A 15,096-nucleotide genomic window follows, 5' to 3' on the forward strand; every position below is an offset into this window, starting at 1 on the left:
ATGCGGGACTTTGCCCGCTCCGACAGTCCTGCGGTGCAGCGCCAGCTTGACCGGCTGGGCGCGCTGAGCGTTCCGGACGGGCGGTTGGGGCTGACGACGATCCGCGCATTGCTGGCCCGGCTGGGCGATCCGCAGCTGCGACTACCGCCGGTTTTCCATGTCGCGGGGACCAATGGCAAGGGGTCCACCTGCGCCTTCCTCCGGGCAATGCTGGAGGCCAGCGGCCACCGCGTCCACACCACCACCAGCCCGCATCTGGTGCGCTATAACGAACGCATTCGGGTCGCTGGCGCGCTGATTTCCGACGAGCGGCTGGCACTGCTGTTGGCCGAGGTTCTGGACGCGGGCGAGGATTTGGCACCCAGTTTTTTCGAAGTCACAATGGCCGCCGCATTCTGCGAATTCGCCCGCGTTCCGGCGGATGCCTGCGTGGTCGAGGTCGGGCTTGGTGGGCGGTTTGATGCGACCAATGTCATCACGCAACCCGCCGCCTGCGCCATTGCTGCGCTGGGGATCGACCACGAACGGTTCCTGCTGGTACCCGAAGAAGGCGTGCCGACAGAGCCACTCTCCCGCATCGCTTTCGAGAAGGCTGGTATCGCGAAATCGGGCAGCCCGCTGGTGACATTTTCATATCCTGAAGGTCCATCGCTGGAGATTGAACGCGCGGCTCACGCCGCTGGCGCACCGCTGGCGATGCGGGGCCGCGACTGGCACGCCAGCGTGAATGTCAGCGGATTAAATTATCAGGACCGGGATGGAGCACTGGTGCTGCCGCTGCCCACCCTCACCGGCGCGCATCAGACGGAGAATGCCGCGCTGGCGGCCGCGCTGCTGCGGCATCAGGACCAGATTACCGTCACGCCCGAAGCAATGGCGCAGGGTATCCGCGACGCGCGCTGGCCCGGTCGATTGCAATTGCTCGCCCCCGGTCCGCTGGTGGGAGACCGCGAGGTCTGGCTCGATGGCGGCCACAATGCCAGCGCGGGCGCGATGCTGGCCGGACATTTTGCCGGTCAGCGGCTACATCTCATCCTCGGAATGCTCGAGGCCAAGGACCCGGCATCGCTGACCGCGCCTCTCGCGAAATCCATCGCAACCCTCACAATAGTGCCTGTACCTAGCCACGACTGGCACCCCGCCAGCACCTTTGGAGAGCGCGCGCGAGAGGCTGGCGATGTCGCCAATGCCCTGGCCTCGCTGCCCGACGACAGCCTGCCGGTGCTAATCGCCGGCTCGCTCTATCTCGCGGGTGAGGTCTTGCGCCTCAACAACGAAATTCCCGGCTGATCAATCGGCGCGCATGACCTCGCCAGCCTCCGGTGCGACAATCCCCGCCTTCGCCTTGCCGCGCGATTCGCGGATCCATTCAAGGATGCACAGCCCCACCGCCACCGCGCCAATCATCGTGGTGAAGATGAAGACGAAATAATAGCCGCGATCCTCGATCATCTGGCCCAGCGCGCCGCGCCCGATCGTGCCGATCAGCAGCGTGAGCGACGCGAGCAGCGCATATTGCACGGCGGCGTATTCCTTCGCCACGATGGAGCTGAGCCATGCGATATAAGCCGCTCCGGCGATGCCGATGGCCAGGTTCTCCCAGAAGATCGTGAACGTCAGACGCGCCAGTCCATCAATGTCGGTCATCTGGAAAATGCCTGCGATGAAATTCACCAGCGCAGTGAAGCCAACAAAGTCGCTGCCCGCCTGCATGGCGGCGCCGCCCACTGCGAGATCGGCGTAGAGCAGGTTCGTCGCCGCTGCCAGCGTTGCCCCCAGCGTCAGCGTGAACATGCGGCCGAACTTCGTGATGATCCACCCGCCAAGCGCAAGGCCCAGAAGAATCGCGAACACCCCGAAGAATTTCGATGCGAATGCCACCTGGTCGCCGGTGTATTCCAGCTCTCCAAGGTAAAATGGATAGGCGAAGACGCCCCAGATTGAATCGCAAATGCGATAGGTCAGAACCAGCGCCAGGATCAGCACCAGCGACCAGCCCATGCGGCCGACAAACTCGACCAGCGGCAACACCAGCGCGCGGTATAGATGATCGCTGAACTTCACCTTGTGCCCGGCACCTACGCCCGGCGCGGCGATAATGACGTTGGTGCCGTCACGCTTTTGCTTGGCGACCCAGGCCGCAATGAATGCCGGCAGCACAACTGTCGCGATGACGATCAGAGGACCGTAAGTCGCGGTAAACAATGTCACATCAGGACGGTCATCGGGCAGCGCAGTCATGGAGCGAACCATGAAGACAACCACCGTGACGATGGCCCAGGCCCAGAGTACGCCCACAGCGATCAGCGCGCGAATGCGGACTTTCTCGGTAACTTCACCAGCATTGTAGAGCTCGGCAACCTCTTCGTCGTTTGCCGCTACCGTTGCGGCGGAGCGTTTCTCCACATCGGCATCGGGGGCAAACAGACTTGCTATGCCGATGGCCAACATGATTGCGCCCATGATGACATAAGTCTGCGGCCAGCCGATCCGTTCAGCAATGATCAGACCCAGCGCGCCGCCGATCAGCGCAGCGAGGCGAAAGCCCATCTGAGTAATGGTCGAGAGAATATCCAGCGTGGCAGTCTCGTCCGCGACATCGATGCGCCAGGCATTGATGGCGATGTCCTGAGTGGCACTGGCGAACGCGCCGATTGCCGCCAGCAGGCTGAACCAGCCAAGCGCGCTCTTGGGGTCGAGGAAGCTCATGATCAGCAATGCGATGCCGACGATCAGCTGCATCGGCGCGATCCACTGCTTGCGTTTCCCAAGCCTGCGGAGGCCGGGAAGGTCGACTTTGTCGAGCAGCGGCGACCATAGGAACTGGAAGGCATAAGCGAGCCCGACCAGCGAGAAGACGCCCATAGTCTCAAGATCGACTTCAGCTTCGGACAGCCATGCATAGAGTGTGCCGAGGAACAGCGCCGGGGGCAGGCCCTGGGCAAAGCCGAACAGCAGCATAAAGCCCGACTTGCGGTTGGTCAGCGCCAATCCCAATGTGCGCCATGCTGATTTCTTCTGTTCTGCAACCGCTTCGGCCATAAGCTGGCGTCCTTCCGTTTATCGCTGTTTTTTGCGACACTAGCGGCTGCAAGGGGTGAGAGGAACAGCGATCATGAGCACTGCCCACGTCTCTTCGGCGAGCAAGCGTCCGACAGCAGGCCAGCTGGCGCTGGCGCGCAAGGTCGCGGCAGGCGGTTCCAAGCCCGCCGATATGGTCTCTCAGGTGCCCGCATCAGCTTATACTGACCCTGACTGGTTCGCGCACGAAAAGGCGGCGATATTCGACCGCATGCCGCAAATCCTTGCGCCGTCGGTGTTGCTGCCAGAGGCGGGGATGGCGGTCCCTCACGATGTCACCGGACGCCCGCTGCTGATCACGCGCGATGCGGATGGGGCGGCGCATGTCTTCCTCAACGTCTGTCGCCATCGCGGCACCCGTCTGGTCGAGGGGAGCGAGGTGCAATGCACCAAGAAGCTGGTCTGCCCCTATCACGCGTGGACCTATGCGGTGGATGGCCGCTTGCTTGCCCTGCCCCGCCCTGATGCCTTTCCCGGTCTGGACAAGGGCGCAATGGGATTGGTGGAATTGCCATCAAAGGAAACTGGCGGTCTGATCTGGTTCTGCCCGGAGCAGCGCCCCACTGACTTTTCTGACGCCGAGACTCTGGGCGCGGATTTCGATGCGCTGGGTATGGGCGACGGTGTGCTGTTTCGCCGCAAGACGCATGATGTGGCGGCCAATTGGAAGCTGATCATGGATGCTTTTCTTGAAAGCTATCACGTCACGCGCCTGCACGCGCAGACGATCGGACCGTTCTTCAAGGACGGTGTGACCAGCGGCGATATGATCGGGCTTCATCACCGCTCTGCAGTCGGACGGCTGGAGGAGATGGACGGGGTCGACCTCACCGATATGGCGGCGCTGCGGCGGGTCATCACATTTGCTTATCAGACCCTGCCAGGGGCGCTGATTATCCCCAGCCCTGACTATATCAATCTGATGGTGCTGATGCCGCAGGCGCATGACCACACGCTGGTGGAAGACTTCATGCTGATCCCCGAACAACCCGCCACCGACAAGGCGCGCGATCATTGGGAACGCAGCTGGGCGCTGCTGGATGGCGGCGTTTTTGCCGGCGAGGATTTCCGCGCGGCGGAGCTGGGCCAACAGGGCTTGGCCACCGGCGCGGTGCCGCAGCTGACGCTGGGCACGCTGGAGAGCGGCATCAGCCACTATCACAAGACCGTCGCGGAAGCCTTGCGCGCCGCCAATTGAGAGCCTAACCGCGCGGCCATGCCCGACAACAAACTTCCCGAAGAAGGCGACCGGATCGCCAAGCTGCTCGCGCGTGCGGGCGTAGCCAGCCGCCGCGAGGTTGAGCGGATGATTGCCGATGGCCGTGTGGCCGTGGATGGCAAGGTGCTCGACACGCCCGCCTTCAAGATGACCGGCCTCAAAGGCGTGACCGTTGACGGCAAGCAGGTGGGCAAACCGGCTGCGGCACGGCTGTTCGCGTTCCACAAGCCGTCTGGCCTGCTGACCGCCGAACGCGACCCCAAGGGGCGCGCGACGATCTATGATGCGCTGCGCAACGCCCTGCCCAAGGATGCGGGCCGCGTGATGCCGGTCGGCCGGCTCGACTACAACACTGAAGGGCTGTTGCTGCTGACCAATGATGGCGAGCTGAAACGGGCGATGGAGCTGCCGTCATCGGGCATTCCGCGAAAATACCGCGCGCGCGCCTTTGGCGATGTCACGCAGGCGCAGCTTGACGAACTGATCGAAGGCATCACCATCGACGGCATCCGTTATGGCAAGATCGAGGCTGATCTGGACCGCTCGACTGGCCGCAATCGCTGGATCGAAATGACCATCACCGAAGGCAAGAACCGCGAGGTCCGCCGGGTGCTCGAACATCTCGACTTGCAGGTAAACCGCCTGATGCGGCTCGCCTATGGGCCGTTCGAACTGGCCGATCTGCCGCGCGGTCGCGCTGCCGAGATCAAACAGAATGACGTCGAGCTGTTTCGCAAGCAATTGCTGGGCGGCAAACGCAAATGAGAGTGACTGCGGGCGACTGGCGCGGGCGGAAACTGACTGCGCCTGCCGGGGAAGCCACGCGGCCAACCGCCGACCGCACGCGAGAAACGCTGTTCAATATGCTGACCAGCCGCTTGGGCAGCTTTGAAGGGCTGAGCGTAGCGGATCTGTTTGCCGGTTCGGGCGCACTGGGGTTGGAGGCACTGTCGCGCGGTGCGGCGTCCTGCCTGTTTGTCGAACATGATGCGGCGGCAGTGAAGGCCATCCGCAGCAATATTGAAACGCTTGACGCGCGTGCCAAAACCACCGTGCAGCAAGCCTCTGTGATGAGCCTCGGCCCCGCCCGAAATGTGCATGATCTGATTCTGCTCGATCCACCTTACCAAACCGGAGCAGGCGCAGTGGCGCTTGATCGGCTGATCCGGCTTGGCTGGATTGGTCCCGCCACTTGGATCGCGCTGGAAACGGCATTCAACGAAGATGTCGAAATTCGTCTCCTGAGCACTGCGGCAGAACGCCGCGTCGGGAAGGCCAAGCTGACTTTGCTAAGGCTAACCCCCGACGCGGACTGAATGCTGGCAGGTTAGCGCATAGGCTCCGGAGCTGGTTCTGGCTCAGGTTCGGCCATAGGCTCCACCACAGTAGGCTCCGATGCTGGAGGCGTAACCGCTGATTGGCTCTCAATACGCTTTTCGAGCATATCCCAGATGGCCACCCGGTCAGCGTCCACCATTGCGGTCAAAGCTGATTTGTCGTTATGTGTGAGCCGCCAGAAAATGTCCTGACGCGCTGCGGGCAGCGTCCAGAAATATGCCCGGATATCGTCCGCCCAGCCATCATGTTCTGCCCTTTTTTCAGCTGTCCATCCGGCATATATGGCCGATTGTTCAGCTGTCATCATGGCTGGCACTGTTTCGTCGGCCAGCGGCGCCTCCGCCTCGGTCGGCGGCGGTTCCTGCGCCATAGCGGGAATGGATATGGTGGCGAGTTGGCCACCGATTATATACCAGAAAGTATTGCGCATGTGATGCTCCTTGCATTCGACATGCGTGACGAACGTGATCTACTCCTGGCCCATCAGGAGCGCCCAGACAGTCCGCCATTGCCGCGCGTTAATCAACCCATTGGACACGCCGCCACCGCGCCAGTCTCACGTCCAGTCGGCGGCTGTGCATCAAATGCGGCAAGGCGATATATTGCGCATAACGCGAAAAGGCAGGACCACTTTAGCGGTCCTGCCTCTCCAAGCGGCTACGCTACACAATGGCGGCGCGGCTGATGTCAGATTTTAGCTACCCGGCTTTTTCGCGGGCAACGGCGTTGCGATTTCGCTGGCGGGCTTGCCCGGCCAATAGTTAAGCGGACGATTGCCATAATTCAAACCAGCTTCACGCGGGTTGATGCAATTGTCTTGCTGATCGCCCTTGCACGGCGGGTACTCACCGCCCGCTGGCGTCATGGCGGCAGGCGTTGTCTGGGCAACCTCACCAGTCACAAAGCGCGGCATGGTGCCAGTGGCAGGGCGCGAAGCTGGAGCCGGTGCGGCACCCATCTGAGTCGCAATTTGCGACCATGCCACGGTGCGCTGCTGCGGCGTCATCTCGAAGATACGCACACGTTGTTCGTCATTCAGAACCCACCAGCCGTCAACTTCGGTTGGAGCGAGTGTCCAGTAATATTCCTGAACTCCATAGGGCCATGCATCATACATCACGCGGCGTTCGGCGGGCCAGCCCTCGTACATGGTCTGCTGATCGGTCGTCAGCACGTAAACATTGCCATTGGCATCAACGGCAACATCCTGCGCAATTGCGGGGGCGGCGGTAAAAGCCAGCGCTGCAGCGCCAGCAAGGATAAGGTTTCTCATCTTGGGTGTCTCCACGATTGTGATCGCCCTGACAACGCGGCACCCCGCGACACGGTTCCACAGATGCCCCGCCCGGCAGGGCTTGCGTTCGTGCCCTGCGTTCCCTAGCTGTTCCTGCTTACATGAGACCGCTTTCCACTCCCTCCCAAGTGCCCGAAAATGGCACAATTCCGCCCTATGCGGCGGGTCTTAACGCGCCGCAGAAACAGGCGGTCCTGACCACCGAGGGACCGGTGCTAATGCTGGCCGGAGCAGGGACCGGAAAGACAGCGGCGCTCACCGCAAGGCTGGCACATCTTATCGCAACGCGCCGGGCGTGGCCGTCGGAAATCCTGTGCGTCACCTTCACGAACAAGGCCGCACGCGAGATGCGCAACCGGGTTGCGCGGCATATTGGCGATGCGGTCGAAGGGATGCCGTGGCTGGGCACTTTCCATTCGATCGGCGCGCGAATGCTGCGCCGCCATGCCGAACTGGTCGGCCTTAAATCGAACTTCACAATCATCGATACCGATGATCAATTGCGGCTTTTGAAGCAGTTGATCGTCGGCAACGATCTTGACGAAAAGCGCTGGCCGCCGCGCCAGCTTGCCGGATTGATCGACCGCTGGAAAAATCGCGGGCTAAACCCTGCCGATCTCGATGCGGCTGAAAACGAAGCCTATGCCAATGGCCGGGGGCAGGAATTCTACAAGCTTTATCAGGAGCGGTTGAAGACCCTGAACGCCTGTGATTTCGGCGACCTGTTGCTGCACGTGCTCAACATCCTGCGGCAACATCGCGATGTGCTGGCGCAGTATCAGCAGCGCTTCAAATATATCCTGGTGGACGAATATCAGGACACCAATCAGGTGCAGTATCTATGGCTCCGCCTGCTGGCTCAGGAGCGTAAGAACATCTGCGTGGTGGGCGATGATGACCAGTCGATCTATTCATGGCGCGGCGCAGAAGTTGCCAATATCCTCAAGTTTGAAAAGGATTTTCCCGGTGCGGCGGTGGTCAAGCTGGAGCAGAATTATCGCTCCACCCCGCAAATCCTCGCCGCTGCTTCCGGGCTGATCGACGCCAATAGCGAACGCATTGGCAAGACGCTGTGGACCGAATTGCCTGCGGGGGACAAGGTCCGCGTGGTCGGGGTGTGGGACGGACCCGAGGAAGCGCGCCGCGTCGGCGAGGAAATCGAGCGGCTGGAGCGCGAGGGCGCCCCGCTGGACCAGGTCGCCATCCTCGTGCGCGCGCAATACCAGACTCGCGAATTTGAAGATCGCTTCATCCAGATCGGCCTGAATTACCGGATTGTCGGCGGCTTCCGTTTTTATGAACGTGCAGAAATCCGCGACGCCCTCGCCTATCTGCGCGTGATTGAACAGCCGGCGGATGATCTGGCTTTCGAACGCATCTACAACCAGCCCAAGCGCGGTTTGGGTGCCAAGACATTGGACGCCATGAGCCGCCATGCGCGCACCACCCAATTGCCGCTGGCCGCAGCCTCTCTCGATCTGGCCGATAGCGACGAATTGCCTGCGCGCGCGCGCAACACGCTGATCGGCCTGCTCGGTCTGTTTGTCCACTGGCGGGAGGCGGCGGAGCAAGAGACGCCCGCCAATCTGATGCGCATGGTGCTGGCCGAAAGCGGGTATGAGGATATGCTGCAAAAAGATCGTAGCCCCGAAAGCGCCGGACGGTTGGAAAACCTGTCAGAGCTCGCCCGCGCGATGGAGGAGTACGACACACTCACCGACTTCCTCGAACACGTCAGTCTGGTGATGGACAATGACGCGCGCGATGATGGTGAGAAGGTCACGATCATGACCATGCACGCGGCCAAGGGGCTGGAGTTCGACAATGTCTTCCTGCCCGGCTGGGAAGAAGGCGTGTTCCCCAGCCAGCGATCACTGGACGAAGGCGGTCTGGCCAGTCTGGAGGAGGAACGCCGCCTCGCCTACGTCGCGATCACCCGCGCGCGCCGGCGCTGCACCATCCTCCACGCTGCGAACCGGCGGATTTACGGCCAGTGGACCAGTTCGATCCCCAGCCGCTTTGTCGAAGAATTGCCCGAAGATATGATCGCCCGTGAAACCTCGATGACCGGCGGGGCCAGCCTGTGGCGGGCCAATTGGTCCGAACATGACGATCCCTTCGCCCATGTCGCGCGGGATGCACCGGCGCGCACCCAGACGCGCGGTCCCGGCTGGCAGCGCGCAGTCTCCACCGGCTATGATGCAACGCCCAAGCGGCTTGCCGAACCGGGCCGTAGCGCCGCCAGCTTCGCTGCCAAACCGCGCAGCGATATCGCGCTGGGCGCGCGCGTGTTTCATGACAAATTCGGTTACGGCACAGTGACCGGTCAGGAAGGCAACAAGCTGGAAATCAATTTCGAGCACGCCGGGACCAAGCGGGTCATCGACAGCTTCGTAAAGCTGGCAGATTAAGCGACGGCTTTGTGCTCGGCGGCAGCTTTCGCGCTGCGGCGATAGCGTTTTTCCCACGGCCGGGCCAACTCGCCCAGCAGCCCGCGCGTTCCCTCGGCAATGCCGGTTTCACAGCCCAGATAAGGCGCGGGATCGACATAGGTGCCGAACAATCGGTCCCACAGCGTGACCGTGTTGGCATAATTGGAACCCATCAATTCCTCATCACGAATATGATGCAAACGGTGCGCCGCTGGCGACATCAGCCAGCGTCCGGCGAGGCCCAAAGTCCACGGCACATCAGCATGGATGAAATAACCCCAGAAGCTGCGGATCAAGCTCGCCAGACCCACCGCCCATGCCGGGAACCCCAGCAGCAGTAGCAACGTCAGGTCCAGCGCCATCGCAAGGAAGTGCGCCAGCGGATGTTTGCGGAGTAAGGACAGCCAATGCAGCTGCGTATCGGCATGATGCGTCGCATGAATGCGCCATAGCAGCGGGTGATGCTCAAGCCGGTGACGCCAATAGGCGACGAAATCATAAACGAGGATGGCCAGAACCAGCACGAGCAATTCGTTCATCCCGTCCCAGAATGCCACAAAGGATGCCGGCGCGCCCAGCAAGCCATGCAACGTGCCCTGAGACAATGTGAACAAAGGAGCCAGCAGGATCAGGTTGATAATTGCCATACCAAGATTGGTGGCAAACTCGCCGCGCATACCGTGCATGGCCTGAACGATGGCCGCGCGTTTCATGGCGAGCGCCAACAGGCCAAAGACAACCGCCATTACGCCGACTGTTGTCAGCATTCCCATTGCGTGATCGGCGAACATCTCCATCACACCGCAATGGCGGATGGATGGTTAGAAATGCGTTAAATCGGTTGGCTCAGCCCAACGTAACGCCAAGGAAACCCGGCACCGGGCCGTTCCAATCACCCTTGTCTTCGTCATCACGCGCGGTTTTGCGTGGCGCGCTGGCTTTTTCGGGCTTGGGTTGGCTGGTCTTGGCAGCCGGAGCCTCAGCCTTGCGGCTGCGCGGGCGTGGTTTCTCGGCCTCCGCCTCTACAACTGGGGCTGGCGCTTCTTCACGCTGCGGTTTGTTGCGCGGCTTGGCAGCTGCGCGCCGAGGCTTGGCATCCTGCTCGGCAGCGGGTTCGCTATCGGGCTCTGCCTTGGGCTGGGCTTTCGCCGCGCTCCTGGTCTTTTGAACTTTCGGCTCTTCGGACTTGAGTTCGATCCGTACGTCTTTTTTGCCAAACACGGGAATCTTTGCACCGGTCAGCTTTTCAACATTGGCGATCGCTTCGGCGTCTTCGTCGGCCACCAGAGTAAATGCCCGCCCCTTGGCACCGGCACGGCCGGTCCGGCCTATGCGGTGGACATAGTCATCGGGATGCCACGGCGTGTCGTAATTGAACACATGGCTGACGCCTTTGACGTCGAGACCGCGTGCCGCGACATCGCTGGCGACCAGAATATTGACGTCGCCGTCCTTGAACCGGTCCAGTTCCTTGATGCGGCTGGACTGGTCCATATCACCGTGAATTTCGGCGCTGGAGAAGCCGTAGCTCTGCAGGGTCTTGTTCAAATCGCGCACGGTGGTCTTGCGGTTGGCGAAGATGATCGCGGTTTCGACCAGATCATTGTTGAGCAGCCAGCGCAGGGTTTCACGCTTCTGACGGCTTTTCACCGGCACCTTGAACGCGGTGATATCCGCATTGGTGCTGGCCGCGCGGCTAACCTCGATCCGCTTGGGATTGTTGAGGAAAGTGCGAGAAAGCTTTTCAATCGGCGGCGGCATCGTTGCAGAAAACAGCATCGTCTGACGCGCTTCAGGCAGCTTGGAGCAGATGAACTCGATATCGGGAATGAACCCCATGTCGAGCATCCGGTCAGCCTCATCGATCACCAGCAATTCGCAGCCGTTGAGCATGATCTTGCCACGCTCGAACAGATCCATCAGCCGGCCCGGCGTGGCGATCAGCACATCGACGCCTTCGTCCAGTGCCTTGATCTGGTCACCCATCTGCACGCCGCCGATCAGCAGCGCCATTTTCAGATCGGCGTTCTGCCCATATTTAACGAAATTTTCCGCCACCTGAGCGGCCAGCTCGCGGGTCGGTTCAAGGATCAGGCTGCGCGGCATCCGCGCGCGGCGGCGGCCGTGATTGAGAATGTCGATCATCGGCAGCACGAAGCTGGCGGTTTTGCCGGTTCCCGTCTGCGCGATACCGATGATGTCCTTCATCATCAGTACGGGCGGGATGGCCTGCGCCTGGATGGCCGTCGGCTCTGTATAGCCGGCGTCGGCCACAGACCGCAGCAGTTCTTCGGATAGGCCGAGATCGGCGAAGCTCATATGCGTTCGTATTGTCCTATGATTAATGCAGCAGCAAATAGTGCACGCGCAATTGCCAGCGACGCGAGACGCGTGCCGACCGTCGCGGCCTTTGCCGGTTTGGCTGTTCAAGTCAAGGAAAGAGCGGGTTCGGCCCCGAGGGGAGGTCGCTCGTTAAGGACCAGCCTCAGCGGGCCTGCTGCACTGCAACCAGTCGGCGCAGTGCGGTAACCTGACACTTGGCCCCAGCGCGCGACAGCAGGCGATCACGCTTAACGCACAGATTGCCGTCGCCATTGGGTTCCAGATAGAACCCGCGATAGAAGTCACGCGGAGAGCAGGCTTTTTCCAGCTGCGCCGCGACGATCCGCTGATCGCGCATAAACATCAACAGGCGGTTGCCGCGATCGGAAACGCCAACAATGTCGCCCGCCTTGATGCATTTGCCCATCGGTTGTTCAACCATCCGCGTCTGCATCGGCTGTTGCGGCAATTCGGCCATCATGCTGCGCCGCGCCGGACCCGGACGGGGGCTGATCCTCAGGATGACCCGCCGTTCGATCCGTACCTGCCCCGCAGTGGGCACTTCGCCCATACCCTGCAGGCCAAGCCAGTCGGCAACCTGTTCCGAGAAGCCGCCACGCGTCCGCTCACCATCTTCGTCACGCACTTGCTGCGCCGTCACATCATCCGCCACCGGAGCAGCAGGTCCCGCAGGGGACAGCACGAGCGCGAGCGGTGCGATAAGGGTGGCAAGCATCGGCATTGGCAGGTTCGGAAACGGCTCCTGAGCCATGAATATGGGCTATGGCAGCCCGGTTCTCGCGCCACCAATGTGCCTGCATGGTTGAATACTGGCTTAATTGCTTGTCGTGTGATGGCAAGTGGTGGCGTTTCCCCTACCTGCTGTGGCAATGATGCCGCAATGACCGATCACGACACTTTCCTCACCGCAGCGCAAAGCCTGCTTGGCCCGCGCGGGTTCACAGCTGATGCCGATCTGGTGACGCCCTGGCTGACCGACTGGCGCGGGCGTTTTACCGGACGCGCTCTGGGTCTTGCCTCGCCTGCGAACACTGCTGAAGTTGCCGCTTTTGTACGGCTGTGCGGCGAACATGGCGTGCCAATTGTGCCGCAGGGTGGGAACAGCGGAATGTCGGGCGGTGCCACACCGGATGACAGCGGCGAGGCCGTGGTGCTGTCACTGCGCCGGATGGATGCGATCCGCACGTTCGATGTCGAGGCTCAGCAGATCACCTGCGAGGCGGGTGTCATTCTCCAGACCTTGCATAAGCTGGCGGAGACGCAGCGACTGCGCTTTCCGCTGACTTTGGGCGGCAAAGGATCGGCGACTGTCGGAGGGCTGATCTCCACCAATGCCGGTGGTACGCAGGTCCTGCGCCACGGCACCATGCGTGCTCAAGTACTGGGGATAGAGGCAGTGATTGCCGATGGCAGTGTATTTGACGCGCTGACCCCTCTAAAAAAGGACAATCGCGGGTTCGACCTAAAGCAAATGCTGATCGGATCGGAGGGGACGTTGGGCATCGTCACCGCGGCGACGCTGCGTTTGGTGCCAGAGATTGGCGGACGGGCGGTGCTATGGGCAGGTCTCCCCTCGCTCGCCGTTGCGCGGCAATTGCTGCTGCACTGTCAGGCAACTGCGGGCGATACGCTTGAGGGGTTTGAGGTGATGCCCGCACACTGCCTTGCCTCTGTCCTCGACCACTTGCCCGATGCCCGCTCCCCGCTGGCCGACAACCACGCATGGCACGCCCTGATCGAACTGGTCGGCGATGTCACCAGCGCCGATGCCCTGCCCGACCTGGCCGAGCGTGTCTTGTCCAGCGCCTTGGAGAAAGGCCTGCTGGACGACGCAACTATCGCCGCGAACGAGGCGCAGGCAGAGGCGTTCTGGCTGTTGCGTGACAGTGTCGCGCCTGCCGAACGGGCAATTGGCCCAGCGATGCAGCACGATATTTCGGTGCCAGTCGCAACTATGGCGGATTTCGTGACCGCAGCCGCGCCGCAAGTGGAGACGCGCTTCCCCGGCACGACTGCCGTCGCATTCGGCCATCTTGGCGATGGCAATGTCCATTTTCACGTGCTGGCCCCGCCCCATGCCGAGCGCGGTGAGTGGGAGCAGACGCAGGGCAAGGCGATCAGTGCCTATGTTCACGATCTGGTCACCCAATGGGGCGGATCAATCAGCGCCGAGCACGGGATTGGCCAGATGAAGCGCGACGAATTGGGCCGGCTGGGCGATCCGGTGGCGCTGGCCATGATGCGCAGCGTCAAGCACGCGCTTGATCCTTCAGGTCTTCTCAATCCGGGCAAACTGGTGCCGCTTGCACCTGACGGCACAAACCCGTAAAGCGCGCGACTTCAAGCGCGTGCGTGCCCTGATGGCAGGCCGCCAAAACCATTCCTGACGCTTAATTTTTCGGAGAGAATTCATGGCCAGCGCGCCGCAGCCCAACCTGCCCCTGTTCTACAACGATCTGATGCCGCTCAACAGCAAGGATCACACCAAGTATCACACCAAGTCGGTCGACAAGGCACCTTGGCTGGCCAAGCAGCACGCCATTCCGCTGACCGTTGACGAATTCGTTCAGGCGCAGCGCAATTTCCCGATCGTTTTCTCGTCAGGCGAACAGCCGCTGCCGCTGGCGCTGATGGGCCTCAACGAAGGTGTGAACACCTTTGTCGACGATGATGGCAAGATGCCTGAAGCGGCTTATTTGCCAGCCTACATCCGCCGTTACCCCTTCATGCTCGCCAAGCTGAAGCCTGACGCTGAAGACCTGTCACTGTGCTTTGACCCGACCGCCGATTCGGTTGGCGAGTTCAAGGACGGCGATGCGCTGTTCAATGACGCCGGTGAAACCACCGACGCAACCAAGAGCGTCCTGGAATTCTGCGAGCAGTTCGAACACGCTGGCCGCCGCACCCAGACCTTCATCGAAGAGCTGCAGAAGCACGATCTGCTGATGGACGGCGAGGTTGCGATCCAGCAGGACGGCACCGAACAGCCTTTCGTCTATCGCGGCTTCAAGATGGTCAATCAGGAAAAGCTGCGCGAAATGCGCGGTGACCAGCTGCGCACGTGGGAGCAGAACGGCCTGCTGATGCTTATCCACGCTCACCTGTTCTCGCTCGACATGATGCGCAATATCTTTGGTCGTCAGGTCCAGCAGGGCAAGGCACCGCAGGCCGCCCCTGCGGCATCCGCCGTAGACGCCCCTGCCACCGACGCCTAAGCTTTTCGCGGCAAGAGGTGGCGGATTTGCGCCGATCCGGCGCAAACTGCCACCCCTGCGCACCTTGAAGAGCGTGGCTGCGAGACTTACTTTGGAGGAGCCGGGCGGTGCCGCCCTCATGGCCCGTTCGGTTAATGCGCGAGAGCGCGTTATCCTCCCTGAACCTTGGCCACC

General features: G+C 61.5%; 13 protein-coding genes. 7 read left to right on the forward strand and 6 right to left on the reverse strand.

The window, feature by feature from the left end:
• Positions 1–1,290, forward strand: a complete 1,290-nt coding sequence (locus FEV51_RS02865; protein WP_138615706.1) for a bifunctional folylpolyglutamate synthase/dihydrofolate synthase — start codon at positions 1–3, stop codon at positions 1,288–1,290.
• Here the strand turns inward: FEV51_RS02865 and FEV51_RS02870 are convergent, their stop codons facing one another.
• Positions 1,291–3,042: an AmpG family muropeptide MFS transporter gene (locus tag FEV51_RS02870; RefSeq protein ID WP_138615707.1), complete on the reverse strand. Its 1,752-nt coding sequence runs from the start codon at positions 3,040–3,042 to the stop codon at positions 1,291–1,293.
• Positions 3,043–3,115: 73 nt separating this feature from the next.
• Here FEV51_RS02870 and FEV51_RS02875 point away from each other — a divergent pair, with 73 nt between their 5' ends.
• The 3 genes from FEV51_RS02875 to rsmD are packed head-to-tail and all read left to right on the forward strand — an operon-like array spanning position 3,116 to position 5,616.
• Entirely contained in the window at positions 3,116–4,279 is a 1,164-nt protein-coding gene (locus tag FEV51_RS02875) for an aromatic ring-hydroxylating oxygenase subunit alpha (protein WP_246034402.1), read from the forward strand.
• An 18-nt stretch (positions 4,280–4,297) separates the two neighbouring features.
• A complete protein-coding gene (locus tag FEV51_RS02880; RefSeq protein ID WP_138615708.1) occupies positions 4,298–5,065 on the forward strand; it encodes a pseudouridine synthase in 768 nt (255 codons plus the stop codon).
• Positions 5,062–5,616 (forward strand): 16S rRNA (guanine(966)-N(2))-methyltransferase RsmD, encoded by a 555-nt coding sequence (gene rsmD / locus FEV51_RS02885; protein ID WP_138615709.1) that lies wholly within the window; start codon positions 5,062–5,064, stop codon positions 5,614–5,616. The genes FEV51_RS02880 and rsmD overlap by 4 nt, the downstream gene beginning before the upstream one ends.
• Before the next feature lie 11 nt (positions 5,617–5,627).
• On the opposite strand, the gene FEV51_RS02890 is transcribed toward rsmD, so the two are convergent.
• Complete coding sequence (locus tag FEV51_RS02890) at positions 5,628–6,068, reverse strand: hypothetical protein (protein WP_138615710.1); 441 nt, start codon at positions 6,066–6,068, stop codon at positions 5,628–5,630.
• Between the two features lie 264 nt (positions 6,069–6,332).
• The gene (locus tag FEV51_RS02895) at positions 6,333–6,911 is read right to left on the reverse strand and encodes a hypothetical protein (protein ID WP_138615711.1); all 579 of its coding nucleotides are present in this window, start codon (positions 6,909–6,911) and stop codon (positions 6,333–6,335) included.
• A 122-nt stretch (positions 6,912–7,033) separates the two neighbouring features.
• Here FEV51_RS02895 and FEV51_RS02900 point away from each other — a divergent pair, with 122 nt between their 5' ends.
• Positions 7,034–9,343 (forward strand): UvrD-helicase domain-containing protein, encoded by a 2,310-nt coding sequence (locus FEV51_RS02900; RefSeq protein ID WP_138615712.1) that lies wholly within the window; start codon positions 7,034–7,036, stop codon positions 9,341–9,343.
• On the opposite strand, the gene FEV51_RS02905 is transcribed toward FEV51_RS02900, so the two are convergent.
• From FEV51_RS02905 to FEV51_RS02915, 3 genes are all read right to left on the reverse strand, one after another.
• A complete protein-coding gene (locus tag FEV51_RS02905) occupies positions 9,340–10,161 on the reverse strand; it encodes a sterol desaturase family protein (RefSeq protein ID WP_138615713.1) in 822 nt (273 codons plus the stop codon). The genes FEV51_RS02900 and FEV51_RS02905 overlap by 4 nt on opposite strands.
• Positions 10,162–10,210: 49 nt before the next feature.
• On the reverse strand, positions 10,211–11,683 hold the full coding sequence (locus FEV51_RS02910) for a DEAD/DEAH box helicase (protein WP_138615714.1): 1,473 nt from the start codon (positions 11,681–11,683) through the stop codon (positions 10,211–10,213).
• Between the two features lie 166 nt (positions 11,684–11,849).
• On the reverse strand, positions 11,850–12,422 hold the full coding sequence (locus tag FEV51_RS02915) for a hypothetical protein (protein ID WP_138615715.1): 573 nt from the start codon (positions 12,420–12,422) through the stop codon (positions 11,850–11,852).
• A gap of 165 nt (positions 12,423–12,587) precedes the next feature.
• Between FEV51_RS02915 and FEV51_RS02920 the strand changes: the two genes are divergently transcribed.
• Both FEV51_RS02920 and FEV51_RS02925 read left to right on the forward strand, forming a co-directional pair.
• Positions 12,588–14,036, forward strand: a complete 1,449-nt coding sequence (locus tag FEV51_RS02920; protein WP_138615716.1) for an FAD-binding oxidoreductase — start codon at positions 12,588–12,590, stop codon at positions 14,034–14,036.
• Positions 14,037–14,118: 82 nt separating this feature from the next.
• A complete protein-coding gene (locus tag FEV51_RS02925) occupies positions 14,119–14,922 on the forward strand; it encodes a SapC family protein (RefSeq protein WP_138615717.1) in 804 nt (267 codons plus the stop codon).
• Positions 14,923–15,096: the final 174 nt, after the last annotated feature.

It is taken from the genome of Qipengyuania marisflavi (assembly GCF_005884405.1).
Lineage (GTDB): Bacteria > Pseudomonadota > Alphaproteobacteria > Sphingomonadales > Sphingomonadaceae > Qipengyuania > Qipengyuania marisflavi.